28 protein-coding genes and 1 riboswitch are annotated in these 25430 nt (G+C 72.0%); of the genes, 10 read left to right on the top strand and 18 right to left on the bottom strand.

Features of this window, described 5'->3' with window-relative positions; all coding sequences use genetic code 11:
* Nucleotides 1-312 precede the first annotated feature (312 nt).
* From AC5WRL_RS08255 to thrC, 3 genes are all read right to left on the bottom strand, one after another.
* Nucleotides 313-516: a cold-shock protein gene (locus AC5WRL_RS08255; RefSeq protein WP_362961383.1), complete on the bottom strand. Its 204-nt coding sequence runs from the start codon at nucleotides 514-516 to the stop codon at nucleotides 313-315.
* 411 nt (nucleotides 517-927) lie between these two features.
* The gene (locus tag AC5WRL_RS08250) at nucleotides 928-1206 is read right to left on the bottom strand and encodes a MoaD/ThiS family protein (RefSeq protein WP_496087691.1); all 279 of its coding nucleotides are present in this window, start codon (nucleotides 1204-1206) and stop codon (nucleotides 928-930) included.
* The gene (thrC, locus tag AC5WRL_RS08245; RefSeq protein WP_496087690.1) at nucleotides 1203-2513 is read right to left on the bottom strand and encodes a threonine synthase; all 1311 of its coding nucleotides are present in this window, start codon (nucleotides 2511-2513) and stop codon (nucleotides 1203-1205) included. The genes AC5WRL_RS08250 and thrC overlap by 4 nt, the downstream gene beginning before the upstream one ends.
* Before the next feature lie 16 nt (nucleotides 2514-2529).
* Nucleotides 2530-2669: riboswitch (SAM riboswitch) on the bottom strand.
* A gap of 264 nt (nucleotides 2670-2933) precedes the next feature.
* Here thrC and AC5WRL_RS08240 point away from each other — a divergent pair.
* A complete protein-coding gene (locus AC5WRL_RS08240) occupies nucleotides 2934-3902 on the top strand; it encodes a glucosyl-3-phosphoglycerate synthase (RefSeq protein ID WP_496087689.1) in 969 nt (322 codons plus the stop codon).
* Nucleotides 3903-4126: 224 nt separating this feature from the next.
* Nucleotides 4127-5623 carry an alpha,alpha-trehalose-phosphate synthase (UDP-forming) gene (locus AC5WRL_RS08235; RefSeq protein ID WP_496087688.1) on the top strand — a complete coding sequence of 499 codons (1497 nt, stop codon included), beginning with the start codon at nucleotides 4127-4129 and terminating at the stop codon, nucleotides 5621-5623.
* A gap of 27 nt (nucleotides 5624-5650) precedes the next feature.
* Here the strand turns inward: AC5WRL_RS08235 and AC5WRL_RS08230 are convergent, their stop codons facing one another.
* The 5 genes from AC5WRL_RS08230 to AC5WRL_RS08210 form a co-directional block, all read right to left on the bottom strand.
* On the bottom strand, nucleotides 5651-6946 hold the full coding sequence (locus tag AC5WRL_RS08230) for a serine hydrolase domain-containing protein (RefSeq protein ID WP_496087687.1): 1296 nt from the start codon (nucleotides 6944-6946) through the stop codon (nucleotides 5651-5653).
* Nucleotides 6947-7077: 131 nt separating this feature from the next.
* On the bottom strand, nucleotides 7078-7956 hold the full coding sequence (gene otsB / locus AC5WRL_RS08225) for a trehalose-phosphatase (RefSeq protein WP_496087686.1): 879 nt from the start codon (nucleotides 7954-7956) through the stop codon (nucleotides 7078-7080).
* 27 nt (nucleotides 7957-7983) lie between these two features.
* The gene (locus AC5WRL_RS08220) at nucleotides 7984-8229 is read right to left on the bottom strand and encodes a DUF3263 domain-containing protein (RefSeq protein ID WP_496087997.1); all 246 of its coding nucleotides are present in this window, start codon (nucleotides 8227-8229) and stop codon (nucleotides 7984-7986) included.
* A 56-nt stretch (nucleotides 8230-8285) separates the two neighbouring features.
* The gene (locus AC5WRL_RS08215; protein ID WP_496087685.1) at nucleotides 8286-9557 is read right to left on the bottom strand and encodes an ABC transporter substrate-binding protein; all 1272 of its coding nucleotides are present in this window, start codon (nucleotides 9555-9557) and stop codon (nucleotides 8286-8288) included.
* 227 nt (nucleotides 9558-9784) lie between these two features.
* Nucleotides 9785-10258, bottom strand: coding sequence for a hypothetical protein (locus tag AC5WRL_RS08210; RefSeq protein WP_496087684.1), 474 nt, complete (start codon nucleotides 10256-10258; stop codon nucleotides 9785-9787).
* 139 nt (nucleotides 10259-10397) lie between these two features.
* On the opposite strand from AC5WRL_RS08210, the gene AC5WRL_RS08205 reads away from it, so the two are divergent.
* Together AC5WRL_RS08205 and nagA are read left to right on the top strand one after the other, a co-directional pair.
* On the top strand, nucleotides 10398-11399 hold the full coding sequence (locus tag AC5WRL_RS08205) for an ROK family protein (protein ID WP_496087683.1): 1002 nt from the start codon (nucleotides 10398-10400) through the stop codon (nucleotides 11397-11399).
* Nucleotides 11383-12537: an N-acetylglucosamine-6-phosphate deacetylase gene (gene nagA, locus AC5WRL_RS08200; protein WP_496087682.1), complete on the top strand. Its 1155-nt coding sequence runs from the start codon at nucleotides 11383-11385 to the stop codon at nucleotides 12535-12537. Before AC5WRL_RS08205 ends, nagA begins: the two co-directional genes overlap by 17 nt.
* A 109-nt stretch (nucleotides 12538-12646) precedes the next feature.
* Here the strand turns inward: nagA and AC5WRL_RS08195 are convergent, their stop codons facing one another.
* Both AC5WRL_RS08195 and cdgB read right to left on the bottom strand, forming a co-directional pair.
* A complete protein-coding gene (locus AC5WRL_RS08195) occupies nucleotides 12647-13627 on the bottom strand; it encodes a carbohydrate-binding protein (protein WP_496087681.1) in 981 nt (326 codons plus the stop codon).
* 102 nt (nucleotides 13628-13729) lie between these two features.
* Nucleotides 13730-15376, bottom strand: coding sequence for a diguanylate cyclase CdgB (gene cdgB / locus AC5WRL_RS08190; protein WP_496087680.1), 1647 nt, complete (start codon nucleotides 15374-15376; stop codon nucleotides 13730-13732).
* A 286-nt stretch (nucleotides 15377-15662) separates the two neighbouring features.
* On the opposite strand from cdgB, the gene AC5WRL_RS08185 reads away from it, so the two are divergent.
* Nucleotides 15663-16163 carry a flavin reductase family protein gene (locus AC5WRL_RS08185; RefSeq protein ID WP_496087679.1) on the top strand — a complete coding sequence of 167 codons (501 nt, stop codon included), beginning with the start codon at nucleotides 15663-15665 and terminating at the stop codon, nucleotides 16161-16163.
* Nucleotides 16164-16357: 194 nt separating this feature from the next.
* Here the strand turns inward: AC5WRL_RS08185 and arfB are convergent, their stop codons facing one another.
* Nucleotides 16358-16801, bottom strand: coding sequence for an alternative ribosome rescue aminoacyl-tRNA hydrolase ArfB (arfB, locus tag AC5WRL_RS08180; RefSeq protein WP_496087678.1), 444 nt, complete (start codon nucleotides 16799-16801; stop codon nucleotides 16358-16360).
* Between the two features lie 145 nt (nucleotides 16802-16946).
* Here arfB and AC5WRL_RS08175 point away from each other — a divergent pair, with 145 nt between their 5' ends.
* A complete protein-coding gene (locus tag AC5WRL_RS08175) occupies nucleotides 16947-17522 on the top strand; it encodes a TerD family protein (RefSeq protein WP_496087677.1) in 576 nt (191 codons plus the stop codon).
* Nucleotides 17523-17630: 108 nt separating this feature from the next.
* Here AC5WRL_RS08175 and AC5WRL_RS08170 read toward each other — a convergent pair whose 3' ends face one another.
* Both AC5WRL_RS08170 and AC5WRL_RS08165 read right to left on the bottom strand, forming a co-directional pair.
* The gene (locus AC5WRL_RS08170) at nucleotides 17631-18305 is read right to left on the bottom strand and encodes a Uma2 family endonuclease (protein ID WP_496087676.1); all 675 of its coding nucleotides are present in this window, start codon (nucleotides 18303-18305) and stop codon (nucleotides 17631-17633) included.
* Between the two features lie 88 nt (nucleotides 18306-18393).
* On the bottom strand, nucleotides 18394-18999 hold the full coding sequence (locus tag AC5WRL_RS08165) for a Uma2 family endonuclease (RefSeq protein WP_496087675.1): 606 nt from the start codon (nucleotides 18997-18999) through the stop codon (nucleotides 18394-18396).
* A 143-nt stretch (nucleotides 19000-19142) separates the two neighbouring features.
* On the opposite strand from AC5WRL_RS08165, the gene AC5WRL_RS08160 reads away from it, so the two are divergent.
* Entirely contained in the window at nucleotides 19143-20135 is a 993-nt protein-coding gene (locus AC5WRL_RS08160; RefSeq protein ID WP_496087674.1) for a zinc-binding dehydrogenase, read from the top strand.
* 25 nt (nucleotides 20136-20160) lie between these two features.
* On the opposite strand, the gene AC5WRL_RS08155 is transcribed toward AC5WRL_RS08160, so the two are convergent.
* On the bottom strand, nucleotides 20161-20589 hold the full coding sequence (locus AC5WRL_RS08155) for a MarR family winged helix-turn-helix transcriptional regulator (protein ID WP_496087996.1): 429 nt from the start codon (nucleotides 20587-20589) through the stop codon (nucleotides 20161-20163).
* A 169-nt stretch (nucleotides 20590-20758) separates the two neighbouring features.
* Between AC5WRL_RS08155 and AC5WRL_RS08150 the strand changes: the two genes are divergently transcribed.
* Nucleotides 20759-21148, top strand: a complete 390-nt coding sequence (locus tag AC5WRL_RS08150; RefSeq protein WP_496087673.1) for a cupin domain-containing protein — start codon at nucleotides 20759-20761, stop codon at nucleotides 21146-21148.
* Between the two features lie 31 nt (nucleotides 21149-21179).
* Here AC5WRL_RS08150 and AC5WRL_RS08145 read toward each other — a convergent pair whose 3' ends face one another.
* From AC5WRL_RS08145 to AC5WRL_RS08135, 3 genes are all read right to left on the bottom strand, one after another.
* Nucleotides 21180-21425, bottom strand: coding sequence for a type II toxin-antitoxin system RelE family toxin (locus AC5WRL_RS08145; RefSeq protein WP_496087672.1), 246 nt, complete (start codon nucleotides 21423-21425; stop codon nucleotides 21180-21182).
* Entirely contained in the window at nucleotides 21422-21682 is a 261-nt protein-coding gene (locus tag AC5WRL_RS08140; RefSeq protein ID WP_496087671.1) for a type II toxin-antitoxin system Phd/YefM family antitoxin, read from the bottom strand. The genes AC5WRL_RS08145 and AC5WRL_RS08140 overlap by 4 nt, the downstream gene beginning before the upstream one ends.
* Nucleotides 21683-21762: 80 nt before the next feature.
* Nucleotides 21763-23931, bottom strand: a complete 2169-nt coding sequence (locus tag AC5WRL_RS08135; protein WP_496087670.1) for an alpha-galactosidase — start codon at nucleotides 23929-23931, stop codon at nucleotides 21763-21765.
* Nucleotides 23932-24001: 70 nt separating this feature from the next.
* On the opposite strand from AC5WRL_RS08135, the gene AC5WRL_RS08130 reads away from it, so the two are divergent.
* Complete coding sequence (locus AC5WRL_RS08130) at nucleotides 24002-24259, top strand: hypothetical protein (RefSeq protein ID WP_496087669.1); 258 nt, start codon at nucleotides 24002-24004, stop codon at nucleotides 24257-24259.
* Nucleotides 24260-24263: 4 nt separating this feature from the next.
* On the opposite strand, the gene AC5WRL_RS08125 is transcribed toward AC5WRL_RS08130, so the two are convergent.
* The gene (locus tag AC5WRL_RS08125; protein ID WP_496087668.1) at nucleotides 24264-24758 is read right to left on the bottom strand and encodes a GNAT family N-acetyltransferase; all 495 of its coding nucleotides are present in this window, start codon (nucleotides 24756-24758) and stop codon (nucleotides 24264-24266) included.
* A gap of 73 nt (nucleotides 24759-24831) precedes the next feature.
* Here AC5WRL_RS08125 and AC5WRL_RS08120 point away from each other — a divergent pair, with 73 nt between their 5' ends.
* A complete protein-coding gene (locus AC5WRL_RS08120) occupies nucleotides 24832-25425 on the top strand; it encodes a TetR/AcrR family transcriptional regulator (RefSeq protein WP_496087667.1) in 594 nt (197 codons plus the stop codon).
* Nucleotides 25426-25430 lie beyond the last annotated feature (5 nt).

The following is a 25430-nucleotide window of genomic DNA, read 5'->3' as shown; positions in this document are numbered from 1 at the left end:
GCCCGCGACGGACGGCCGTACGCCCAGCGGTTCCTTGCCCCGCCTGGCTCACGACCTCACCGAACCGGTCTCTTCTGTCACTCTCACCCTCAGAGTGCTAACGCAATGATTAGCACTCTCCCCTTGAGAGTGCAAGCAGTCCGCCCGCAGGGCGTCCTTGCGGGGCGGTGGTCGGGCGACGGGACGGGCGCAAGCGCCTTGGCGTTGTCGCAGGTGGCAGGGGGCGCACGTGCCGGGGCCCGCACCCATGCGCTGATACGCGCTGGGTGCGGGCCCCGGTTCGCCGGCTGCGGTGGTAGTACGGTCGGCGCTTCAGACGGTCACCCGGACCATGTCGGCCTGGGGCCCCTTCTGTCCCTGCGAGATCTCGAACTCGACCCGCTGCCCCTCTTCCAGGGTGCGGTAACCGTCCATCTGAATCGCGCTGTAGTGGACGAACACATCCGCACCACCGTCTACCGCGATGAAGCCGTATCCCTTCTCCGCGTTGAACCACTTGACGGTGCCCTGAGCCATTCCAAACTCCCCATGTTGCTGGCCCTTTCGCGAGACCGCACTTCGCGGGCCCGGGTCAGACCGGAACGCGTCGACCGCCGCTGAATGTATCTGGACGGACGCCCTGTGCAACAGGCCATTGAGCAGAGAATTATTGGAGCGCCCAAACGGGCAAATTGCGCAAAATAGAGTAAAGCTGAATCTTTCTCGCCCGCCTTATCGCGCCAATCCGGCAATTGGTGCAGCGAATTTCCGCGCGTTTTCGTCGAGAAGTGTCGCGAATTCATATGCGGCTGGCATCGGACGGGCCAGCACGGCGCGTGACCCACTCTATCGCCCCGGAAACGCCCAACCGCCCCGAAGCGGGCAGCTCCGGGGCGGTTGTTGAAAATGTGATGAAGCGTGGACCGGGGTGACCGGGGTGGAGTGCCGTCAGCAGCCTCCGGCCACCGCCGGAATGATGGAGACGCCCGCCCCGTCCGGCGTGGCGGTGTCCAGGCCCTCGGCGAAGCGCACGTCGTCGTCGTTGACATACACATTCACAAAACGCCGCAGTCTGCCCTCGTCGTCCAGCACCCGGGCGGCGATCCCCTGGTGGTTGCTCTCCAGATCGGCGAGTACGTCGCGCAGCGTGCCGCCGTCGGCGGAAACCTCCGACTTGCCGTCGGTGTACGTGCGCAGGATGGTCGGGATTCGGACAGTCACACTCATGCGAGGCCAGCCTCTCGGAAAGCGTCCAGATTCGGGCGGATGATGGCGGTGGGTCCGGTGGTCGGCGCCACCGCGTCCAGGGTCTTCAGGCCGTCGCCGGTATTCAGTACGACCGTGGTGAGTTCCGGATCCAGTTGCCCGGATTCGATCAGCTTGCGGGTCACGCCCACCGTCACGCCGCCCGCCGTCTCGGCGAAAATGCCCTCGGTGCGGGCGAGCAGCTTGATGGCGTCCACGATCTGCGCGTCGGTCACGTCCTCGACCGCGCCGCCGGTGCGCCGGGCGATGTCCAGGACGTAGGGGCCGTCGGCCGGGTTGCCGATGGCCAGGGACTTGGCGATGGTGTCCGGCTTCACCGGCCGCACCACATCGTGCCCGGCCTTGAACGCCTGGGAGACCGGGGAGCAGCCCTCGGCCTGGGCCCCGAAGATCTTGTAGGGCTTCTCCTCGACCAGGCCGGTCGCGATCAGCTCCTTGAGCCCCTTGTCGATCTTGGTCAGCTGGGATCCGGAGGCGATCGGGATCACGAGCTGGTCCGGCAGCCGCCACCCCAGCTGTTCGGCGATCTCGAAGGCCAGGGTCTTGGAGCCCTCGCCGTAGTAGGGGCGCAGATTGACGTTGACGAAGCCCCAGCCCTCGCCGGCCGGGTCACCGATCAGTTCGCTGCAGAACCGGTTGACGTCGTCGTAGGTGCCCTCGATGCCGACCAGCTCGCCGCCGTAGACGGCGGCCATCACGATCTTCCCCTGCTCCAGGTCGTGCGGGATGAAGACGCAGGAGCGGAATCCGGCCCGGGCGGCGGCGGCGCCCACCGCACCGGCCAGATTGCCGGTGGAGGAGCAGGACAGGGTGGTGAAGCCGAAGGCGCGGGCGGCCTCCACGGCGTTGGCGACCACCCGGTCCTTGAAGGAGTGGGTGGGGTTCCCCGAGTCGTCCTTCACATACAGCTCGCCGGTGTGGCCCAGGGCGGCGGCCAGCCGGTCGGCCTTGACGAGGGGGGTGTCGCCCGGGTTCAGATTGGGCTTGGAGGCGACATCGGCCGGCACCGGCAGCAGCGGGGCGTAGCGCCAGATGCTGTGCGGTCCGGCCTCGATGGCGGCTCGTAGCGCTTCGGGGTCGCCGGTCGGCAGATCGTACGCGATTTCGAGTGGGCCGAAACAGGCTTCGCAGGCGAAGATCGGGCTGAGCGGGAACCGTTCCCCGCACTCCCGGCAGGAGAGCGCCACGGCGGGGCCGAGATCCACGGGGGATCCGGTGGCGCCGGCCGGCGCGGTGGGGGTGGAGGTGTGCGATGACAGCACAGGCATGGGTACGAGGCCCTTCTCCTCATCTTCCCCATGGCGGATTTCGCCACAGGACGGAATTGGCACCTTCCCCACCGGGAGCCTCGCATCGGTTACGAGACCGGCGGAAGGGTTGCCGGGGCTTCAACGGGCCGTTCCCTCTGCCCCTCTGGATGAGCGGTATTCGATTGTGTTCGCTTGACCGCGCAGCGTCCCCGATATGCGGAGGACACCTGCACTGTTCGAGACTGTAACGGACGCCCCGGACAATGGCTCGGGCCGTCCGATCCGCGAGACGAAGAGACGATGAGGAGACAGACATATTCTCGCCCGGACTGGGCACCACCGATAAGGGCCAAATCCTTCCATTGGTGATGGTCCCGATAGATCCGACCTACCTGACCTACCCGACTTATACGGTCGAAGCGAACAGGAGCGACATTCGTGCTGGAAGAGGCTGAGGAGTGGCTGAGCCGCCGGTCCTGGACTGCCGCTGACCGCTCGCTACGACGGCTGCTGGACGCGAAAGCCGCGGCCGGCCCGGCGGGCAGCGTCAGCGTCGTGCTTCCCGCGCTGAACGAGGAAGCGACCGTCGGCACCATCGTGGAAGCGCTACGCCGCGACCTGATGGAAACCGTCCCCCTGATCGACGAGCTGATGGTGGTGGACTCCGGGTCCACCGACCGCACCGGAGAGGTCGCCGCCGCGGCGGGGGCCAAGGTCGTCCACCGCGACGAGATCCTGCCCCGCATGCCCACCGTGCCCGGCAAGGGCGAGGTGCTGTGGCGCTCCCTCATGGCCACCAGCGGCGAGATCATCTGTTACGTGGACGCCGACCTGCGGGAGTTCGACTCCCGGTTCGTCTCCGGCATCCTCGGGCCACTGCTCACCGAGCCCGACGTGCACCTGGTCAAGGCCATGTACGACCGCCCGCTGGGCGACGCCCCGTCCGGCGCCCACCAGGGCGGCCGGGTCACCGAGCTGGTGGCGCGCCCGCTGCTCAACCTGCACTGGCCGCAGCTGGCCGGCGTCGTCCAGCCACTGGGCGGCGAGTACGCGGCCCGGCGCACCCTGCTCGAACAGCTGCCCTTCCCCGTCGGGTACGGGGTCGAGCTGGGCCTGCTCGTCGACACCCTGCACCTGGCCGGGCTGAACGCGGTCGGCCAGGTGGACGTCGGGGTGCGCAAGCACCGCCACCAGGACGGCCAGGCCCTGGGCCGGATGGCGGCGGCGATCATGCGCACCGCCCAGAGCCGGCTGCCGGGCCACGGGCCCGTCCCCGTACAGCAGGGCATCATGCAGTTCGAACGGCTGGCGGAAGGCGGCTTCTCCCCGCTCACCCACACGATCCACACCGAGGAACGCCCCCCGATGTCGACCATCCCGGAATACACGGCCCGCCAGGCCGCGTAGCCCCTGCCGGGCCGGAAAGGGCCGCGCCCGCACGGCGTGCGGGCGCGCCGGGGGTGAAGCCCCGGAGCCGGACCCGCCCGGGGCCGGGGCGTGGGCACACACCCGCGCCCCGGCTCCGCCCAGCGGGCCGGGAGCGGAGCACGGTCCCGGCCGGCGGAGGGCGGACACGCCGGGGGTGACCGGCGGCACGTTTGTGCGGGGGGCCGGGTGGCTAGGGTCGGGGCATGGGCGTTGCAGCAGCCTCCGAGGCATCTGAGGCATCCGAGGCACCTCCGGTTCTGGTCGCGTCCAACCGTGGCCCCGTCAGCTACACGCTCGCCGCCGACGGCAGCCTCACCCCCCGGCGCGGCGGCGGCGGAATGGTCTCCGGTCTTTCCGCCCTCGGCTCGGCCGCCGGCACCTGGGTGTGCGCGGCGCTCGGCCCCGCCGACCGCGAGGCCGCCACCCGGGCCGGCGCCGGCACCCTCGACCCCGCCGACACCGGCGGCCAGTCGGTACGGATGCTGGACATCCCCCCGGACATCTTCGACGCCGCCTACAACGGCATCGCCAACTCCGTGCTGTGGTTCGTCCATCACCTGCTCTACCAGACCCCGCTGGAGCCGGTGTACGACGCCGCGTTCGAGGCTCAGTGGGGCGGCTACGAGACGTACAACGCCGCCTTCGCCGACGCCCTCGCGGCCGAGGCAGCGCCGGGCGCGAGCGTCCTGGTGCAGGACTACCACCTGGCCCTCGTCCCCGCGCTGTTGCGCGAACGCCGCCCCGACCTGCGGATCGGGCACTTCTCGCACACCCCCTGGGCGCCCCCGGACCTCTACCGGGTGCTGCCCGACGCCGTCGCCCGGCAGGTGCTGCTCGGCATCCTGGGTGCCGACCGCGCCGCGTTCCTGACCCGGCGCTGGGCCCGTGCCTTCGCGGACTGCTGCGCCGAACTGCTCGGCGCCGAGGTACGGGAGGTGCCGGAGGCCGGCACCGGCGCGGACGCCTTCACCGTCACGTACGGCGGCCGTACCACCCGGATCGGCGTCCACGGGCTGGGCGCGGACGGCGACTTCCTGCGCGAGCGCGCCCACCGGCCCGATGTCGACGAGCGGCTGGCCGCGCTCCGTACCCAGGTCGGGGACCGCGCCACCATCGTGCGCGTGGACCGCACCGAGCTGTCCAAGAACATCATCCGCGGGCTCCTCGCCTACCGGCGGCTGCTCACCGAACACCCCCAGTGGCTGGGCCGGGTGGTGCAGGTGGCCTTCGCCTACCCCTCCCGCCAGGACCTGGCCGTCTACCGCGACTACACCGCCGAGGTGTCCCGGGTCGCCGAGGGCATCAACGCCGAGTTCGGCCGGGGCGACTGGACCCCGGTGGTGCTGCACGTCAAGGACGACTTCGCCCGCTCACTCGCCGCCTACCGGATGGCGGACGTGGCCCTGGTCAATCCGATCCGCGACGGCATGAACCTGGTCGCCAAGGAGATCCCGCTGATCTCCGAGCAAGGCTGCGCGCTGGTGCTGTCCCGGGAGGCGGGCGCCGCCGCCGAACTCGGCGCGGACGCCCTGCTCGTCAACCCCTACGACATCGCCGGCACCGCCGAGGCCCTGCACCGCGCGCTCACCATGGACCCGGCCGAACGGCGGTCCCGGGCCGGCCGGCTGGCCGCCGCCGCCACCGCGCTGACCCCGCGCGACTGGTTCCTGGCCCAGGTCGAGGCCCTGCGCACGCCCTGACCCGGGCGCCCTGGCCATCGCGACCCGTCAGTTCTTCGTGCCGCACACCGCCCGGTTCACCAGGTCGATGCCCGCCTGGAACTGTTCATGCGCCTTGTCCTGGTCGTCCAGCCACAGGGTGTACTCGGCCGCCGCCGCCGAATAGCGGCCGTCCACGCTCACCCCGGCCTCCGAGACGCTGCCGAACGAGGTGCCGCCGTGGAACCACAGCCCACCGTCCGCGCAGCGGTCCGCCGACGCGCCGTCCACCGGACGCCACGCGAGGCCCAACCCGTACCCGGCCCCCGGCGCGAAGTCCTCGGCGGGCACGGTCTGCTTCATCAGCTCCAGGGTGCCGGGCTCCAGCAGTTCGCCGCCCAGCAGCGCCCGCAGGAAGGCGTTCATGTCCCCGGTGGTGCTGATGATGGCGCCGTCCGCCCCGGCGTCCGCCATGAGCGAGGTGTCGGTCAGCTCCTCCCGGCCCGGGAACTGCATGTATCCGGTGGCCGTGGGCTGCGGAACATACGCGGAGGTACCCGGGGTGAGCGTGTGCCGCAGCCCCAGCGGCTCGATGATCCGCTCGTGCACCTCCTGCTCCCACGGGTGCCCGGTCAGCTTCTCGATGATCATCCCGGCGAGGATGTAGTTGGTGTTGGAGTACGACCACCGGGTCTCGCCCCGCGGGTCGCCGGCGTCCGGCAGCCAGCCCGGCGCCTCGGTCATCGCCAGCGCCACCTTCTCCTCGGCGCTGCTGGTGCCGAAGCGGGTCTCGCGGTAGTTCTCCGGGGTGAACTGATCCAGGTCGGAGAGGAAGAGAATGTCCGTGTAGTTGGCGAGGCCGCTGGTGTGCCGCAGCAGATTGGTGACGGTGATCCGACCGCCGTCGTTGCCGTTGCCGGTGACCACGCCCGGCAGCAGTTCCTCCACCGTGTCGTCGAGCGACAGCTTGCCCTCGTCCACCAGTTGGAGCGTCACCACGGAGACGAAGGTCTTGGTGTCCGAACCGATCCGGTAGTACGCGTTCTTCGGCACCTCGCCCTGCCGCTCCAGATCATCGACCCCGGCCCGGGCGGTCCGGTGCCGGCCGGCCGCGTCGACCGACTCCGCCGTGACCCCGGTGGCCCCGGCCGCGACCACGGCCTCCGCGTCCCGCTGGAGCCGGCCGCCGTCGCCGTCGCCGTGCTGCTCGGCGGCCCCGGCCATCGCCCCGCCGCCCGGCGCCAGCAGCGCCACGGCGGCGATCGCCCCGAGCCCGGTGGCGGCGAGCCCCGCCCGGGTCCACACCGTCCGCCGGGACGTCCCGCTGTTGCTCCTGCCACTGCCGCCGTTGAACACCGCACCCATCTCCCGACTCCGTTCCGTGAAGGTCACTGCACCAAACGTTACCGAGGGTCACTGACATTCACGAGCCGGAAGGCCCCCCGACCGGGGGTGGGGCCAGCCCCACCCCCGTCCCCCGGCCGGCTGACCGTACGTCAGCCGATCGCCGCCGCAAGGGCGGACAGCAGCGCCGCCACCCCGCCGGGGCCGTCCACCGTCAGATCGGTGACCGCCGCCAGCTCCGCGACCTCCGTACTGCCGCTGCACAGCCGCACCCCGGGGACGCCCTCCTCGCGGAGCTTGGCCACCGCGTCGAAGGCCGCCAGATCGCCGAGATCGTCGCCCCCGTACAGCACCGCCGAGGCGCCGGTCCCGGCCGCCAGCCGGGTCAGCGCCGCGCCCTTGTCGGTCCCGGGCGGCCGTAGCTCCAGTACGAACCGCCCCGGCTCCAGCGCCAGCCCCAGCCGCGCCGCCAGCCCGGTCAGCGGCTCGCGCAGCGCGGCGAACGTCCCGGCCGGGTCCGGGGCCGTGCGGGTGTGCACCGCCAGGGCGTTGCCCTTGTCCTCCAGCAGCACGCCGGGGCCGGCCCGTTCCACCAGCGCCGTCAGTTCGGTACGCGCCGCCGTGATGCCCGGGTGCGGCGGTGGGGTGCGCAGTTCGCCGGTCGCCGCGTCCCAGCGCTCCGCGCCGTACGCGCCCAGCACGGTGAGCCCCGCCAGCTCCGGGTGGCCGGCGAAGCCCCCGAGCCGTACCGCCACCTCGGCCGGGCGGCCGGTGATGATCGCCAGCACCCCGATCCGGGGGGCGAGGCGGGCCAGCGCGGGCAGCGCGTCCGGGTGTGCGTACGCCCGCGCCGGGTCGTCCACGATCGGCGCCAGCGTGCCGTCGAAATCCAGCGCCACCAGCGCGCGCTCCGGGCGCGCGAGCAGCGCCGCGAGCCCGGAGCGGCCGGCCTCGGTCACCGGCTCCGGCAGCCCGGAGGAAGAAGAGGAAGGGGAGGAAGAAGGGGAGGGAGATCCAGGAGGAGTGCCCATGGCGGTGACCCTACCCAGCGGGCGCCCCTATCTGCCCGCGCGCCGCGAATCCCGCGACCGGCGCAGCCGGTTGACCGTCACCGGGTCGTGGGCCAGCGCCCGCGCATCGTCCAGCAGCGCGTTGAGCAGTTGGAAGTAGCGGGTCGGGGAGATCCCCAGCCGCTCCCGGATCGCCCGGTCGCGGGCACCCTTCTCCGCCCAGCCCTGCCGGGCGAAGGCCAGCACCGCCAGCTCCCGCTCGGTCAGCCCCGACGGCTCCGACGGCCCCGACAGCTCCGCGTCCGTACCCCGTTCACCACTCACCCGGGCATTTTATCCCCTTATGAACGCTACGCCGCCTCCCGGTCGGCCTCCTCCGCCTGTCCCTGGAGGTCCGCGAGAATCCCCGGCACATCGCTGCCCGGCTCCACCGTCGCCCCGATCCCCTGTGCGACCAGCGTGCCGACCCGCCCCCACGACACCTTGCCCACCGGGAAGAACGTGGCCGTCGGCAGCGCGTCGAGGAACGGCGTCAGCCGCTCCCCCGCCTCGCCCTGCTCCTCCACGTCCTGCATCTCCTGCGAGGCCGGCGTCGTCACCGGCAGCAGCTCCCAGCGCTGCGAGAAGGAGTTGACGTTCTCCGAGGTGAACACGTACTTCAAGAACGTGCTGATCTGGTCCCGGTGCCCGTTCTCATTGAACGCCATCAGCCACGACGCCTCCCCCAGCGTGGTGGTCGCCGGCGCCTCCGATCCGGGCAGTTCGGTTATCCCGTACGAGACCCCGCCCCGGTCCGCCTGGCGCATCAGCACCGGGTCGGCGAACAGCATGCCCACCGAGCCGGCCGCGAAGTCCGAGTACGCCTGGAGCCGGGTGGTGGAGCCCGGCGCCCTCTCGCCCGTCAGGCCCGGACCCACCAGCTCGTCGCGCAGCCAGTTGAAGGTGGTCGCGTTCATCGGCGAATTGATCGTGTAGCCGCCGGCGTTGTCGGTCAGCCCGCCCCCGCCGCTGACCATCCACATCAGGGCCTCGCCCGCCGCGTCGTCGTGACCGAGCGGCAGCGCGAACGGCACCGGAACCCCCGTGGTACGCAGCGCCGTCGCCGCCTCCAGCAGCTCCTCCCAGGTCTCCGGCGGCGACTTCGGGTCCAGGCCGGCGTCCTCGAACAGGTCCTTGTTGTAGAAGAGCCGCCCGATCCGCGCCGCGAACGGCATGCCGTACTGCACCCGGCGCATCTCGCCCGCGATCGCCAGCGAGGGAACGAAGTCGGCGAGCTGGGATATCGGCAGGAGTTCATCCGCCTTGTACAGCTTGCCGGCCGCGGCGAAATCCGCGAAGGCGCCGATCTGGGCGATATCGGGGGCTTTTCCCTCGGCCACCATTCTGGCGACCTCGGCATTGGCGTCCTGCCAGCGCAACGTGTCGACATTGATGATGATCTCCGGGTGCTCCAGCCGGAAGTCCGCGACCAGTTCATTCCAGTAGCGCTGCGAGCTGCCGGTGTCGGACGCCTCCCCGTACTCGGCCGCCACCAGCCTCAGCACCGTCTCCGAACTGCCGGAGTCATCGCCCCCGCACGCGGTCGCCGAAAGGCCGACGGCCCCGGTCAGACCGGCCGTCATTCCCAAGAACTTCCGACGTCGCACCGTCACAACCCCTTTGTCCAGAAATCATTTGCGCCCCGTTGCATCGCACACCGCGACCGACTCGACATCGGCCACGCGCGATTATCAGAGTCTGCCTTGCGGCACCGTGATCACGACCGTCACCATCGGTATCGCTTTCACAACAGCTCTGCCCCCGGGGAGGTTTGACGGGTGCACAATTCGGGGAGAGGGCGCGGGTCGTCTCAACTGCCCGCCGAGCGGCACAGATCGAGCACACCCGGGTCGAGCATGTCCTTCCCCAGCTCACACGCCTGGGTCAGGGACGGCGGTACGCGGCCAGCGTCGCCGTCCGGTTGCGGACTCCCCCCGACTCCCGGCCGCAGCCCCCCGTCCGCCGTCTCCTGCGGTGCGGCCGGCCCGGAAGGCACGGGCGGCACGGGCGGCACAGGCGGGGCCGGCGAGGGCTCGGGCACCGGATGCGGGTGCGGCTCACCCGCCGGTGCCGGTGCCGGTTCCTCCGGCAGGCCGTCCCAGGCGGCCGGCGCCGCCGACTCCCCCTCCGGCGCGGCCACTTCCGCCTCCTCCGCCTCACAGGACGCCGGCCGCTCCGCCGCCGGCCCGGCGCAGGCGTCCGGGTCCCCGCCCCCCGGATGCACCGACACGCACCCCGCACAACTCAGCGACACCAGACACCCCAGCACTACCGCGATGCTCATCCTCATGCCCTCCCAACGCCCCACCCCCACCGGAGCGGACGGCCGGAAGGTCCCGTATCACCCCGCGGGAGCAACCCGTTCGCCCCCAGGGGGGACAGGTGGACTAGACCTCTTGCCGCCGCCGGGTGAGACTGGGCCCGTGACCAGTGATCACGACGACGGCTACGTCCTCGCCCTCGATGTCGGCGGCACCGGCCTCAAAGGCGCCCTGATCGGCCCCGAACGGCACCGCGCCCGATACCAGGCACACCGCCCCACCCGGCGCGCCGAAGGCCCCGACGCGGTCGTCGCCGGCGTACTCGACTTCGCCCGCGAGCTGTACGACACCGGACGCGACCGCTACGGCGCGCCCCCGCTCGCCGCCGGCGTCGTCCTCCCCGGCATCCTCGACGAGATCACCGGCACCGCCGTCTACGCCGCCAACCTCGGCTGGCGCGACGTCCCCCTGCGCCGCCTGCTGAGCGAACGTCTGCACGGCATCGACGTACAACTCGGCCACGACGTACGCACCGGCGGCCTCGCCGAGGCCCGGCTGGGCGCCGGGGCCAAGGCCGGCAGCGGGCGGTTCTTCTTCGTCTCGCTCGGCACCGGCATCGCCTGCGCCATCAGCATCGACGGCCGGATGGAGTCCGGCGCCCACGGCGGGGCCGGCGAGATCGGGCATGTCGTCGTACGGCCCGGCGGCGAACGGTGCGGCTGCGGACAGCACGGCTGCCTGGAGACCCTGGCCTCCGCCGCCGCCGTCACCCGCGCCTGGGCCGCCGCGAGCGGCGACCCCGCCGCCACCGCCGCCGACGCCGCGCGCGCCGTCGCCGCCGGCGACCCGGCCGCCCGCGCCGTGTGGCACACCGCCGTCGACGCGCTCGCCGACGGGCTGCTCACCGGGGTCAGCCTGCTCGACCCGGAGCTGATCATCGTCGGCGGCGGACTCGCCGAGGCCGGCGACACCCTGCTCACCCCGCTGCGCGCCGCGCTCGCCCGCAAGGCGGCGGCCTTCCACCGGCTGCCGCCCCTGGAGCCGGCCGCCCTGGGGGACGCCGCCGGCCGCCTGGGCGCGGGACTTCTCGCCTGGGACGCCGTCACCGGCGCCGCCGCCGGCCCCCACCCCCCGAAAGGCCGCCACCATGACCACCAGCACTGAGCCCCGCACCACGCTGACCGGCGCCCACGTCGTACGGCCCACCGGCGTCGACCGGGGCGGGCGGGTGACGGTGCACGGCTCCCGTATCGCCGCCGACACCGGAGATGGAGACGAGACCGCCGACAGCCACGACCTGACCGGGCACTGGATCGTCCCCGGCTTCATCGACATCCATGTGCACGGCGGCGGCGGCGCCTCCTTCTCGGCGGGCACCGCCGAAGAGGCCCTGACCGCCATCGACACCCACCGGCGGCACGGCACCACCACGCTGCTCGCCTCCACCGTCACCGGCACCCTCGACGACCTCGCCCGACAGGCCGGCGCGCTGTCCGAACTCGTCGAACAGGGCGACCTCGCCGGCCTGCACTTCGAAGGCCCCTTCATCTCCCCCGACCGCTGCGGCGCCCACGACCCGGCGCTGCTGCGCGCCCCCGAACCCGCCGCCGTACGCCGCCTGCTGGACGCCGCGCGCGGCACCGCCCGCATGATGACCCTGGCGCCGGAGCTGCCCGGCGGCATCGAGGCGGTACGGCTGCTCGCCGAGCGCGGCGCGATCGCCGCCATCGGGCACACCGACGCCTCGTACGACACCACCCGGGCCGCCGTCGAGGCGGGCGCCAGGGCCGCGACCCACCTCTTCAACGCCATGCCGCCACTGGGCCACCGCGCCCCGGGGCCGGTGGCCGCGCTGCTGGAGGACGACCGGGTCACCGTCGAACTCGTCAACGACGGCACCCATCTGCACCCCTCGGCGCTGCGCCTCGCGCTGCGCGCGGCCGGCCCGGACCGGGTGGCGTTCATCACCGACGCGATGGGCGCGGCCGGTATGGGCGACGGGAGCTACCCGCTGGGCCCGCTGCGGGTGGAGGTGGCGGACGGCGTGGCCCGGCTGCCGGACGGCACGATCGCCGGCTCGACGCTGACCCTGGACCACGCGCTGCGCCGGGCGGTCACGGTGGACGGCCAGCCGATCGAACACGCGGTCCGCGCCCTGTCCGCCACCCCGGCGCGGCTGCTGGGCATCGCGGACCGGACCGGCACCATCGAGGAGGGCAAGGACGCGGACCTGGTGGTCCTGGACGCGGACTTCACGGTGGTGGGGGTGATGCGCCGGGGCGAGTGGCTGGTGAAGCCGTGAGGCAATGAAAGAAGGCCGCCCGGGGTGGGGGGTGGCGGCCGTACAGGAAGTGCGTGGGGGTGTGGCGTGGCGCGGGGCGAGGCGGGGCGGGGATCCGGCGGGGGTCAGGTCAGTCGGTGACCTGCTCCTCGGTGATCCACAGCTGGTCGATGTACACGTCGCAGCTGTCGCCCGAGGTGCAGCCGATGTGGAAGGTGTTCTCGCCCTTCTCCAGGTCCACCAGCTTCCAGGTGCGCGTCCACCGCTGGTCCGGGCCGGCCGAGTCCTCGACGTAGTCCGCGTTCCAGTCCTTCATCTCGATCTTGTCGTTGCGGATGTCGGAGTTGACCGCGAAGCTCATCGACTGGTCACCGCCGACCACGGTGTATCCGATATTGAAGTAGTACCGCCCCGGCGCGCCGTCGTAGTCGACCGTCCAGGTCACCGTCGCGTTGTGGTTGTTCATGCCGCCGACGTAGGCGCCGCTGCCCGACCGGGCGCCGCCGATGTTGGACTCCAGGACCGCGCCGCTGCTCAGCTGCGCGTCGGTGGTGAGGTCGGCGGTCAGCGGCAGCAGGCCGTCCGGGTCGCCGTCCTCGTCCTCGTTCTCGTCGCCCGGGTCCTCGTCGTCCGGGTTCTCGTCGTCGCTGTTGTCGCCGGTCGGGGACGGGGTCTGGTCCTCGCCCTGGCTCTGGTCCTGGTCGTCCTTGTTGCCGTCGCTGAAGAGGACCGCCGCGCCGACGCCGACGACCACCGCCGCCACCACCGCGATGGCGACGATCAGCAGACTGTTGCGCTTCGGCGGCCCCTGGTCGCCGCGCCCCCGGCCGTGACCGCCGTGGCCGCCGCCCCCGTAGGAGCCGCCGCCCTGGGTCTCGGGCGCCGCGTAGTACGCGTCCTGCTGACCGTGGCCGTTCCCCTGGCCCTGGCCCTGGTTGCGCTGGCCGGCGAAGGTACGCTCCCCGACCGGGCGCACCTGGTGGTACGACGGCGGCGGCTGCGGAGCCTGCGGCTGCCCAGCCCCGCCCTGCCCGCCCTCGGGGCGATAGAGGTACCCGAACGGGTCGTCACCCTGCTCAGGCGTACCTCTGCCCTGGCTCCCCGCACTCATCGACCGCGCTCCTTACCCTTACCTGTCACTGCTGGTGTGCCCCGCCCTGGTACATACGGGCGCGAGCCTACCCCGTTCGGGGGACAGCGCCGCCCTGTCGGCTCAGCCCGCCCGGCGGCGGCCCTGTGACCTGGACCGTTTCTCGATGTACATCCGCTGGTCGGCCGATTCCAGGATCTCGGCCGTGGTCATGCCGCACGAGGCCCAGCCGATGCCGAAACTCGCCCCGACCCGTACCGCGCGGCCCTCCACCCGGATGGGCGGGATGATCGCGTTGCGCAGCCGGACCGCCAGGTCGGAGGCGTCCTCGGTACCCAGCCCCTCCGCCAGCACCACGAACTCGTCGCCGCCGAGCCGGGCCACGGTGTCGTTGTCCCGTACACCGCGCTCCAGCCGCCGGGCGACCTCCACCAGCACCGCGTCACCGCAGACGTGCCCGAAGCGGTCGTTGATGGACTTGAAGCCGTCCAGATCGCAGAAGAGCACGGCCAGGCCCTTGCCGTCGGCGTCCGGCGACTCGGGGGACCTGATGTGCTCATGGTCGTAGCCGGCCCGCACCGGCCCCGCACCGCCACTGCCGCCGCCCGCGCCGCCGTCGAAGGCGTCCGCGGCGGCCTGCGCCGGACTCGCCGCCCGCCCGTGCCGGCCGCGGCGGCGGTCCGCCGCCGGCGGCGGCTGCTCGCATATCCGCTCACCGAGGCGGGCGCGGAGTTCGGCGCTGTTGGGCAGCCCGGTGAGGGAGTCGTGGCTGGCCCGGTGGGCGAGCGCCAGCTCGTGCCGTTTTCGCTCCTCGATGTCCTCCACGTGGGTGAGCAGCATCCGGGCGCCCTCGGCGGCGTCGGCGACCACCGAGTTGCGCAGGCTGACCCACACATAGCTGCCGTCGCGGCGCGCCAGGCGCAGTTCGGCGCGCCCGCCCTCGGCGGAGGTGCGCAGCAGGACACCGGTGTCCTCGGGGTGGACGAGGTCGGCGAACCCGTAGCGGCGCAGGACCACCGCCGAGCGGCCCAGCAGCCGGCACAGGGCGTCGTTCACGCGCAGCAGCCGGCCGTGCTCGTCGCCGCCGACCTCGGCTATGGCCATGCCGCTGGGCGCGTACTCGAACGCCTGCCTGAAGCTTTCCTCACTGGCGCGCAGGGCTTGCTGCTCGCGCTCCAGCCGGACCAGGGCGCGCTGCATATTGCCACGCAGACGCGCGTTGCTCAGGGCGATGGCGGCCTGGCTGGCGTACATCTGGAGCGCTTCGCAGCCCCAGGTGCCGGGGCGGCGGCCGTTGCGCGGTTTGTCGACGGTGAGGACGGCGAGGAGTTCGCCGTCGGGTGCGTGCATCGGGGCGAAGAGGCGGTCCATGGGGTGCCACTCGTCCGGGTAGCGGGGGGCGGGTCCTGTGGTGTGCCACTGCGGTACGTCGTCCTGGTCGAGGACCCAGCCCTCGGTGTACGGGATGAAGCGCAGTTCGCCCCAGCGCTCGCCCATGGTGAGCCGGCGTTCCCAGGATTCGCGGGAACCGGCGCGGCCGGCCACCTCCGCCTCGACGGCGGCGCTGCCGGCGACGGCGGCGACGACGAGGTCGCCGTCAGGTCTGACCGAGTTGACCGCCGCCAGTTCGAAGCCGACGGCTTCGACGACCCCGTTGGCGATGGTCTGAAGGGTGTCGGCCACGCTGCGGGCGGTGCTGAGCTTCGCGAGGACGCGGTGCAGCTCTCGCAGCGAGGCGAGTCGAACGTATGGCTCCGTCTCCGTTTCCATCACTCCCCCGAACGACCCGAATGCACGTGCAGATACACAGGCCACTGAATCACAGGGAGCTGCCCACTAGGTACACAGGGTCAGCGATAAGTCGTCTGCTGTGATTCAAGTCACACTGCGGAAAGGCTCGGTCGCACGATGTAGGACGCGGGCCCGCCCGTTCTGGTTCTCGGGCCCGATACCGCCTGCCGCCGCGCGCCGTTAGCGTGTCGGAGTGCGCCTCCCCACCGAGTATTCGCAGACACCACATCCGGCATCGGGCCCGCGCGTCCCCCATCCTGAAGGGGTGAGCGACGACGAGTTCCGGGGCGCGATGGCCAGGCTCGCCGCCGGCGTGGTCCTGGTGACCGCCCACGACGCCGAGGACGGACCGCACGGCGCGCCCGCCGGTATGACCGCCACCGCCTTCATGTCCGTCTCCCTGGACCCGCCACTGGTGCTGGTGAGTGTACGGACCGGGTCCCGCATCGACGAACTGTTGGAGCGTCAGCCCCTGTGGGCCGCCTCGCTGCTGGCGGAGGGCGAACGCGTCATAGCAGGCCGGTTCGCGATGAAGGGCCGGCTCAGCGACCGGCTGCTCTTCCAGGAAGTACCGCACAGGCTGGGCGAGATCAGCGGGGCGCCGCTGCTGACCGGGGCGCTGGCCACGGTGGAGTGCCGTACCGAACAGCGGGTGCCGGCCGGCGACCACACCCTGGTGGTGGCCCGGGTGCTGTCGGTGGGCCTGCCCGCGGTGGAGGGCGGCCCGCTCACGTACTACAAGGGCCGCTACCGCCACCTGGCCTGATCGGCCGGCCGATCAGGCGGGTGCGGCCGGTCCGGCGGGGGCGGTCGGCGGGTGCGGCCGGTCAGGCGGGTGCGGCCGGCGGGTGCGGCCGGCCGATCAGGCGGGTGCGGCCGGTCCGGCGGGGGCGGTCGGCGGGTGCGGCCGGTCAGGCGGGTGCGGCCGGTCCGGCGGGGGCGGTCGGCGGGTGCGGCCGGTCAGTCCCAGCCCTGCCGCCCGGAACGCCCGCGCTTCACATCCCCGCGCTGCTTCTTCTCCCGCAGCCGCCGCTCATTGATGCCCTTGGGAATCCTGGTCGCGCGGCGCGGCGCACGCGGCGGGGCGGTCACCTCGGCGAGCAGCCCGGCCATCCGCAGCGCGGCGGTCTGCCGGTTCCGCCACTGCGAGCGGTGCTCGGCGGCCCGGACGACCAGCACCCGGCCGCCGTCCGTCAGCCGCCCGCGCTCGGCCAGCTCGCGCAGCGCCCGCTCCTTCCAGACCGGGGGCAGGGCCTCGGTGGCAGCGAGATCGAACACCAGCTCGACCTGGCTGTCGGTGGTGTTGACGTGCTGACCGCCGGGCCCGGAGGATCGGGAAAAACGCCAGCGGAGCTCGGCCTCGGGCAGGAGGACCGAGCCACGGATGACATAGGGACCGGACATGTGTCCATGGTCCTACGGGCCCCCGGGGGCGCGCATCCCACTTTCCGGTGGAACCCGCGGACCCCCCGTCATCGTTGGGGGTGGTGTGGGTGCCTACCCGCAATCGGGCAACCGATCAACCAAGCAGGATTAAAGGGGATTCTCCATGGGTGTGAGCCTGACCAAGGGCGGCAATGTCTCGCTGACCAAGGAGGCTCCGGGTCTGACGGCCGTCACGGTCGGCCTCGGCTGGGACGTCCGCACCACCACCGGTGCCGACTTCGACCTCGACGCGAGCGCGCTGGCGGTGAACGCCGCGGGGAAGATCGTGTCGGACCAGCACTTCGTCTTCTACAACAACCTGACCTCGCCCGATGGCGCCATCCAGCACGCCGGCGACAACCTGACGGGCAGCGGCGACGGCGACGACGAGACGATCAACGTCAACCTGGGCGCCCTGAGCGCCGACGTCGACAAGGTCGTCTTCCCCGTCTCCATCCACGACGCCGACAACCGCGGCCAGAACTTCGGCCAGGTCCGTGGCGCCTACATCCGCGTCACCAACCAGACCGGCGAAACCGAGATCGCCCGCTACGACCTGACCGAGGACGCCTCCACCGAGACCGCGATGGTCTTCGGCGAGCTGTACCGCAACGGCACCGAGTGGAAGTTCCGCGCGGTCGGCCAGGGCTACGCCTCCGGCCTCGCCGGCATCGCCCAGGACTTCGGCGTCAACGTCTGAGCCGACACCCCTGACCGCCACAGGAAGACCCCCCGACGTCACGTCGGGGGGTCTTGTCCGTGCACGGCCCCGGCGGGCCGGCCGGCCCCCCGGCCCGGTCGGCGCCGTTCAGAACTCCGAGGTGTCCAGGTCGAACCCGAAGGGTTCGGGGAGTGACAGGATCTCGCCCATCGAAACCGCGGTGATCTCGTGATGCTCGCCGTCCGCGGGTTCGCTGTACAGCGTCACCGTGCTCTTCTCCCGGTCGATCAGGAGATAGCGGGGGATCTCCCCGCGGGCATAACTGCGGAGCTTCTTTCCCCGGTCCTTCTCACCGGTGGACGGCGAAGTGACCTCGCAGACCAGCAGCACTGGCGCGGGATCGTGGTAATGCTCCGGATTCTTGAACACCTTTCTGGGCGCGACCACCAGATCCGGGATGACCCGATCGGTGAAAGTCCCACCCGGGATGGAGAATCCCAAGCCAGTACTCAAGCGCAGTTCCCTGTCCTTGCGCTGTGCCAGCTGCTCCAGCAGCTCGCTCACGATCTCCTCGTGATCACCATTCGCCGGCGGCATGGTGTGGATGTCCCCCTCGATCATTTCCACACGCCACCCTTCGGGAAGGGCAGCGTCCAGGTCGTCGAAGGTGGTCTCCATCAGCGCGGCTGTCTGCTCCGCAGCGGACAGCTCCTGAAATGGCGTCCCGGGCCTACTCTCCACCTTCGGCTCAGCCTCGGGCTCGGGTTCAACAGCCTGATCGGCACAGGTGCGGTGATCGCGCTCGGGGAGAGTCACGGTCACGGCGTACCTCCTTCTCGCTGAACGCAACCCCGGCAGCGTAGAACTGCCCACCGACAGCCGAGACGGGAACGACCACCCGAAGGTGTGATCACCAGGTGTTCGGTGTGACCGGGGCCGGGAAGACGGAGGTGTCGATCGTCGCGTTCAGGGGAGCGGGGAGGGTGAGTTTCTCGCCGAAGGGGACCGAGTTCTTCTGGATGTAGCGGGCTCCGGAGGGCTGGGTGAAGAGCATCGTCGAGCGGTAGTGGCGGTCCACCAGCAGGTACGCCGGCAGGCCCGCGCGGGCGTACGCGCGGACCTTCTCCACCCGGTCCACATTGCCGGTCGCCTTCATCGTCACCTCCGCCACCAGCAGCGGCGGCGCCCCCGCGTCCGTCCCGGACGTCAGCACCAGGTCCGGCCGCACCCGCCCCGGCAGCTCCCCCTCGCCGGCGCCATCGCCGGCCAGTTCCAGCACCGCCACCGGTCCCACCCCCGAGCGGACCACCAGGTCCGGCCGCCGGGCGCCGAGCTGGGCCGCCAGGGACGCCACGATCTCCGCGTGTCCGGCGTCCTCCTGCGGGGTCACCCGCACATGGCCGTCCACCAGCTCCACCCGCCATCCACCGGGCGCCACGGCCGCCATCGCCGCGTACCCGTCCAGCGCCGTCGCGGTCGCCTTCGCCGCTGCCACTCCCGCCGTACCCACGTTCATGCCCTCGACCATCCCAGCGCGCCCCGGCGTGCCGACAGACCGCACCGGCGATGATCACCCGAAGGTGTGAGCTTGACCTCAAGTCCCCTTGAAGTTGCACCTTGGGATCGCAGTGCTCCCCGCCGAAAGGACATCGCCCCCGCATGCACGCCATCCGGCTCCACACCTACGGCCCGCCCGAGAACCTGCGCTACGAGGAGGTGCCCGACCCCACCCCAGGACCCGGCCAGGTCCGGATCGCCGTCGCCGCCGCCGGCGTCCACCTCGTCGACACGGTCATCCGCTCCGCGCCCCTGCCCAACTGGCCCGCCCCGGAGCTGCCCACCATCCCGGGCCGCGAGGTCGCCGGCACCGTGGACGCGGTCGGCGAGGGTGTGGACCCCGCCTGGCTCGGCCGCCGCGTCGCCGCCCACCTCGGCATGGTCCCCGGCGGCTACGCCGAACTCGCCGTCACCACCACCGACCGGCTGCATCCCCTGCCCGACGCCCTCCCCGCCGACCAGGCCGTCGCCATGACGGGCACCGGCCGGATGACCATGGGCATCCTCCGCTTCGCCACCATCACCCACGAGGACACCGTGCTGGTCCTGGCCGCGGCCGGCGGCATCGGCGCGCTGCTCGTGCAGTACGCCCGGCACCAGGGCGCCACCGTCATCGGCGCGGCCGGCGGCCCGGCGAAGGCCGGGACCGTCGCCTCGCTCGGCGCGGACCTGGCCCTGGACTACAACCAGCCGGACTGGGCTGACCGAATCCGTACGGCGTACGGCGACCGCCCCGTCACCCGCGTGTTCGAGGGGGTGGGCGGCGCGTACGCCCGTACCACCATCACCCTCCTCGCGCCCGGCGGCGCGCATCTGTCGTACGGGTACGCGTCCGGCGCCGGCGATCTGCTGATCCTCCCGGAGGAGGAGCAGCGCCGCCTCGGCATCACTTCCGAGGGGACCCTCGGCCCGGCGCTGGCGGCGAAGATCGGCGGCATGGAGAACATCCGGGTGCTGGAGGAGGAGTCGCTCCAGTACGCGGCGGACGGCGTGCTGACCCCGCTGGTGCAGAGCTACCCCCTCGCCGAGGCGGCCCGGGCCCACCACGACCTGGAGACCCGCGCCACCATCGGCAAGGTGGTCCTCGTCCCGTAGCCGGCTCGGCCCGGCCCGGCCTCGGCTACCAGACCGGCCGCAGCGGCGGGAGGGCCGGGCCGCCGGGGTTCAGGGTGCGGATGAGGGCGGCCAGTTCGGCCCGCAGGACGGACAGGTCGGCCGCGCCGGAACGTTCGGCCAGCTCGGCCTCCAGCTCGTGCAGGACGCGGCCGGCCACGGCGAGATGCCGGTGCGCGGCATCGGTGAGAACGACCAGCTTGCGCCGCCCGCCGGCCGGGTGCGGGCGGCGGGCGGCGTACCCGCGCCGTTCGAGGTCGTCGACGAGCTGCCCGGCGGCCTGCTTGGTCACTCCGAGCCGTTCGGCGAGTTCGCTGCTGGTGCTGCCGCCGTGGCGCAGCGCTTGGAAGGCCATGCCGTGGATGGGCCGCAGGTCCGGGTAGCCGGCCTCGGCCACCCGTGCGTTGAAGTCGGCCAGGAGGAGCTGGAAGGCCATGCCGAGCAGGAAGGTGAGTTCCAGGCCGGGGAGCTGGTCGTCGTGGTGGTCTTGGTGGTCGTGGCGGTCGTGGTGCACGGGTCCATGGTGACACGTTCAAGTAAAGCTGCTTTACTCACTGGGCGACCAGCGGCAGCAAAGAGCAAGCAGCAGCAGAAGGAGCACCACCATGCGCCCGCACGTCATCACCCCCACCCCCGACCGCACCATCACCACCCCGGCCGCCGTCATGACCCCGCTCGCCACCCCCAGCGCCGGCAGCACCGAACTGTCCACCTGGCACGTCGAGATGAAGCCCGACACCACCGGCCCCGAGCACGCCGTCGACCGCGAACAGATCTGGACCGTCACCGCCGGCACCCTGGAGATCACCACCACGACGGACGCCGCTCCGCTCCGGGTGACGGCCGGCCAGACCCTCCTGCTGCCGGCCGGCCTCATGCGGCGGATCCGTACGACGGGCGGCGCCGGGGCACAGGCCCTGGTGGCCATGCCCGCCGGAGGCAAGGCCACCGTCCCCGACTCCCCCGACCCGCGCCCGCTCCCCTGGGCCGAGTAGGCCGGAAAGGCCGGGCCCGGGGAGGCCGGGGTCAGTTCACGCGGCCCATGTGGATAACGGTCACGCGTACGTGTCTGTCGCTGATCTCGTACATCACGCGGTAGACCCCCACGTGAATGCGCAAGAGGTCAGCACTGCCGAACGCGCCGCTGGGCCGTGGATCATGCGCCAGATGATCGACGGCTGCGAAGACCTGGCTCACACCCTCAGGATCGGACTTGGCGAGCCGCTCCGCCTTCGCCAGCGCCTCCGGTTCCCAGATGACCTGGTAGCTCACGTGGCGTCCTCGCCGAAAACCCGGCGGAATGCCTCGTCGTGCGGTACGCCGAGCGATTCACCGGCAGCCCGCCGTTCGCGGTAGGCGGCCAGCGCCCGCATCTCCTCCAGTTCCAGCGCGTCAGCCGGGCTGATCAGTATGGCGACCGTGTGCCCCTGCTCCGTCAGGGCAACCGGCTCCCGCGAGGCGTGGACCTCGCGAGCGATGTCCCCGAGCCGGGCGCGAGCTTCCCCGAGCGAGTACGTGATGTCAGCCATGCGAGTCACCCTACAGACCAGCCGCGGCAGCCGGGCGGTGTTCACTCAATGCCACCCGGCACTCGACATCCCCACCGGCGTCAGCCCACCCGGACCGCCTCCACCAGGACCAGCCGCTCCGGGTGCAGCGTCGGGGCCTGGACGCCGACCGCGTCCAGGACGCGGCCCGGCAGCGTCACCCCGCCCTCGTCGCCCCACCACGGCAGCGGCGTCCACGACGACACCCCCGCCGCGTCCCCGGGCGCCAGCGGCGCGACCCGGTACTCCGCCGCCGGGTCAAGACCCGGCAACCGCACCCGCCCCACCGGCGACGTCACACTCGTCGCCGTCTGCACCAGCGCGTACACCGCCCGCGACCCGTCCCCGGCCACCACACCGTGCACCCACAGCGCCGGATCGGGATGGTCCCCGCGCACCACCACCCCGCCGTGCAGCAGCCCCCGCAGCCGCTTGTACAGCACGATCCACTCCGCCAGCTCCGCCCGGTCCGCCGCGCTCGCCCGCGTCAGATCCCACTCGATCCCGAAGTGCCCGAACAGCGCCGTACCCGCCCGGAAGTCAAGCCGGTGCACCCGCCCCGTGGTGTGCGCCTGCGGCGCCCCCACATGGGACCCCATCAGTTCGGGCGGCAGCAGCAGCCCCGTCCAGCGCTGGATCTGCTGCCGCTCCAGGGCGTCGATGCAGTCGCTCGTCCACACCCGGTCGGTACGCTCCAGCACCCCCAGATCGACCCGCCCGCCGCCGGAGGAACACGACTCGATCTCCAGCCCGGGATGCCGTGCCCGCAACTCGTCCAGCAGCCGGTACGTGGCCAGCGTCTGCTCGCGCACCCCCGCCCGGCCGCCGGCCGCGCTGTGACCGGCGTCGATGAGATCCCGGTTGTGGTCCCACTTCAGGTACGTGAGGGCGTACTCGCCGACGAGCGCGTCGAGCCGCTCCAGGATGTAGGCGTACGCCGCCGGATGCCCCAGGTCCAGCACCTGCTGGCGGCGCGACAGCGGCGGCTGCCGGTCGCCGGTGGCCAGGACCCACTCGGGGTGCGCCCGCGCCAAATCCGAGTCGGGGTTGATCATCTCCGGCTCGACCCACAGCCCGAACTCCATGCCGAGCCCGCGTACGTACTCCGCCAGCGGGTGCAGCCCGTCCGGCCACACCTCCTCGTCCACGTACCAGTCGCCGAGCCCGGCGTCGTCGTTCCGCCGCCCCCGGAACCACCCGTCGTCCAGCACGAACCGCTCCACCCCGACCGAGGCCCCCAGCTCCGCCAGCTCCTTCAGCCGGCCCAGCTCGTGGTCGAAGTACACCGCCTCCCACACGTTCAGCGTGACCGGGCGGTTGTCGGTACGGGGGTGGCTCTCCCGTCCGCGCAGATAGCGGTGGAACCGGCCGGCCAGCTCGTCGAGCCCCGAGCCGCCGTAACTCCCGTACACCCACGGCGTCACATACTCCGCGCCGGGCGCGCTCAGCGTCACCTCGCCCGCCAGCAGCAGTTCGCCGCCGCCCAGCAGCGAGACGCCCTGGTTGGTGCGCTCGGCGAGCGAGCGCTGGTTGCCGCTCCACGCCACATGCAGCCCCCACACCTCCCCGGACCTGAACCCGAACGCCGCCGTCCCCGCCACCTGCACGGTCGCCGCGTCGGTGCCGGTCCGGCCGCGCCGGTTCTCCCGCAGGTGCGTGCCGAGCGTGAACGCGTGCCGCTGCGGGCTGCGTTCGCGCAGATGCCGGCCGGTGAGGGTGAGCAGTTCGGTGGCCCGGTCGGGCACGGGGAGGGTGAGCAGCACCCCGGAGAGGGTGTACGGGGCGGCGGCGGCCGGGTCCTGGGCAAGATTGGTGACGGTGGCCCGCTGCCGTACGAGGCCGGACTCCGTCAGCTCCACCTCAAGCCGCAGCCCGAGCCCGGCGTGCGCGTCCTCGGCTTCGACGGTGGCGGACCGCTCGCCTTCGGACCGGACGGAGGTGACGGCGAAGGCGGTGGAGAAGTCCGCCCCGGCCCGGTGCCCGGTCAGGCCGGGGGTGCCGAGCCAGCCGGCCGACTGCTCGGGAAGCAGGGCCACCGGAACCGTCTCGTCCGTACTGTTCGGCGCGATCGGCGGCACCTGCGCCCGTACGAGCGCGGCCAGCGCCGCCTGCGACAGCTCGCCCAGATCGGCGCCCCAGTGCACGGCGCGGGGCAGTGTGCTGCCGGTGCAGTTCAGCACCAGGCTGACCCCGGCGGCCCGGAGGTGAACAATGGTCCCGTCGCGTCGCATCTGCGGCCTCTGTTTGATTGATCGAACATGTTGAGACGTGTGCGATATTTCTACCTGGAGGACAGCCTCGATGACCACCCCGTATGCCAGCGAATCCACCACCAACCCGGAACGCTGCAACTGGTGCGAGGGTGAGGGCGCACGCCCCTACACCTGGGCCTACGTCCCCGGCAACGACCCCTTCCGCTTCCAGGACGCCGTCACCCACACCCGCATGGGCAACTGCCGCAACTGCCGGGGCACCGGCCTCTACAACGCCCACCACGACCCGACGATCCCGGCCGACGAGCGCGAGGCCGGGGACGAGGCGGACGAAGCGGACGACTGAGCGGCTACGCGAGGTCGAGGGCCCAGTTCTGGCCCACCAGATCGTGGCCGAAGCTGTGGTGCGGCTCCTCGTCGATGAGGACGAAGCCACGGTGCTCGTAAATCCTGCGCGCCGCCACCAGCACGTCGTTGGTCCACAGCGTCACCCGCCGGTAGCCCGCCGCGCGGGCGAAAGCCAGGCACTCGTCCACCAGCAGGCCACCGACACCCAGGCCCCTGGCCTCCGGCGCGACCAGCAGAATCCGCAGCTTGGCCACCCCCGGCTCCTCGCCCGCGACCAGGAACACACAGCCGGACCGGGCGCCGTCCACCTCCGCGATCCAGCCCGCCTCGGCGGCGGGGTCGTGGTGCGCCGCGTAGTCGGCCACGATCCTGGCCACCAGCGCCTCGAAGTCCGTGGTCCAGCCGAACTGCCGGCTGTAGACCTCGCCGTGGGCCATCACCACCCAGCCCAGATCCCCCGGACGATCCGCCCGGCGCACAACGACGTTCGACGACATGGTCAACCCTCCGTATCGGAGTGGACACACTCCACTACTGACACAGTCGTGTCAGTACGGCTAGGCTAGAACCGTGCCCCCCAAAACGCCAACCCCCTCCCCCCGCCACACCGAGCTGCTCGAAGCCGCGTACCAGTACGCCCTCACCCACGGCCTCAACGACCTCTCCCTGCGCCCGCTGGCCGAGGCCATCGGCAGCAGTACGCGGGTGCTGATGTTCCTCTTCGGCAACAAGGACGGCCTGGTACGAGCCCTCCTCGCCCGCGCCCGCGAGGACGAACTCGCCGCCCTGAACCACCTCAGCCAAACCGGCGAACCCATCGGCCTGGCAGCCGCAGCCGACCAGATCTGGACCTGGCTCGCCGCCGACGAACACCGCCCCCTGCTGCGCCTGTGGACGGAGGCGTACGCCCGCTCCCTCGTCGAACCCAACGGCCCCTGGGCCGGCTTCGCCCACGCCACGGTGACCGACTGGCTCAACGTCCTCGCCGCCTGCCAGCCCGCGCCGGAGCGCGACAGCGACGAGGGCACCACGGCCCGCACCCTGACCCTGGCGGTCCTGCGCGGCGCCCTCCTCGACCTCCTGGCCACGAACGACGCCGCCCGCACAACCGCCGCTGTAGGGCGGCAGTTCACCCTGCTGGGAGGCAAGACGGCAGCAGGGTGAGAGCG

This window comes from Streptomyces sp. NTD107 (genome assembly GCF_059510435.1).
This window is presented reverse-complemented; position numbering and strand designations above follow the sequence as displayed.

Bases quoted from the DNA above. Each gene is read 5' to 3' on its own strand.
- AC5WRL_RS08135 (WP_496087670.1), bottom strand. From the start codon at position 23,931: ATGCGACGCGACGGGACCATTGTTCACCTCCGGGCCGCCGGGGTCAGC.
- AC5WRL_RS08250 (WP_496087691.1), bottom strand. From the start codon at position 1,206: ATGAGTGTGACTGTCCGAATCCCGACCATCCTGCGCACGTACACCGAC.
- AC5WRL_RS08230 (WP_496087687.1), bottom strand. From the start codon at position 6,946: ATGGGTGCGGTGTTCAACGGCGGCAGTGGCAGGAGCAACAGCGGGACG.
- AC5WRL_RS08235 (WP_496087688.1), top strand. From the start codon at position 4,127: ATGGGCGTTGCAGCAGCCTCCGAGGCATCTGAGGCATCCGAGGCACCT.
- otsB (WP_496087686.1), bottom strand. From the start codon at position 7,956: ATGGGCACTCCTCCTGGATCTCCCTCCCCTTCTTCCTCCCCTTCCTCT.
- AC5WRL_RS08165 (WP_496087675.1), bottom strand. From the start codon at position 18,999: ATGAACGTGGGTACGGCGGGAGTGGCAGCGGCGAAGGCGACCGCGACG.
- AC5WRL_RS08140 (WP_496087671.1), bottom strand. From the start codon at position 21,682: ATGGCTGACATCACGTACTCGCTCGGGGAAGCTCGCGCCCGGCTCGGG.
- AC5WRL_RS08130 (WP_496087669.1), top strand. From the start codon at position 24,002: ATGACCACCCCGTATGCCAGCGAATCCACCACCAACCCGGAACGCTGC.
- AC5WRL_RS08215 (WP_496087685.1), bottom strand. From the start codon at position 9,557: ATGACGGCCGGTCTGACCGGGGCCGTCGGCCTTTCGGCGACCGCGTGC.
- cdgB (WP_496087680.1), bottom strand. From the start codon at position 15,376: ATGGAAACGGAGACGGAGCCATACGTTCGACTCGCCTCGCTGCGAGAG.
- AC5WRL_RS08255 (WP_362961383.1), bottom strand. From the start codon at position 516: ATGGCTCAGGGCACCGTCAAGTGGTTCAACGCGGAGAAGGGATACGGC.
- AC5WRL_RS08160 (WP_496087674.1), top strand. From the start codon at position 19,143: ATGCACGCCATCCGGCTCCACACCTACGGCCCGCCCGAGAACCTGCGC.
- AC5WRL_RS08175 (WP_496087677.1), top strand. From the start codon at position 16,947: ATGGGTGTGAGCCTGACCAAGGGCGGCAATGTCTCGCTGACCAAGGAG.
- AC5WRL_RS08195 (WP_496087681.1), bottom strand. From the start codon at position 13,627: ATGAGTGCGGGGAGCCAGGGCAGAGGTACGCCTGAGCAGGGTGACGAC.
- thrC (WP_496087690.1), bottom strand. From the start codon at position 2,513: ATGCCTGTGCTGTCATCGCACACCTCCACCCCCACCGCGCCGGCCGGC.
- AC5WRL_RS08150 (WP_496087673.1), top strand. From the start codon at position 20,759: ATGCGCCCGCACGTCATCACCCCCACCCCCGACCGCACCATCACCACC.
- nagA (WP_496087682.1), top strand. From the start codon at position 11,383: ATGACCACCAGCACTGAGCCCCGCACCACGCTGACCGGCGCCCACGTC.
- AC5WRL_RS08210 (WP_496087684.1), bottom strand. From the start codon at position 10,258: ATGAGCATCGCGGTAGTGCTGGGGTGTCTGGTGTCGCTGAGTTGTGCG.
- arfB (WP_496087678.1), bottom strand. From the start codon at position 16,801: ATGTCCGGTCCCTATGTCATCCGTGGCTCGGTCCTCCTGCCCGAGGCC.
- AC5WRL_RS08155 (WP_496087996.1), bottom strand. From the start codon at position 20,589: ATGGCCTTCCAGCTCCTCCTGGCCGACTTCAACGCACGGGTGGCCGAG.
- AC5WRL_RS08125 (WP_496087668.1), bottom strand. From the start codon at position 24,758: ATGTCGTCGAACGTCGTTGTGCGCCGGGCGGATCGTCCGGGGGATCTG.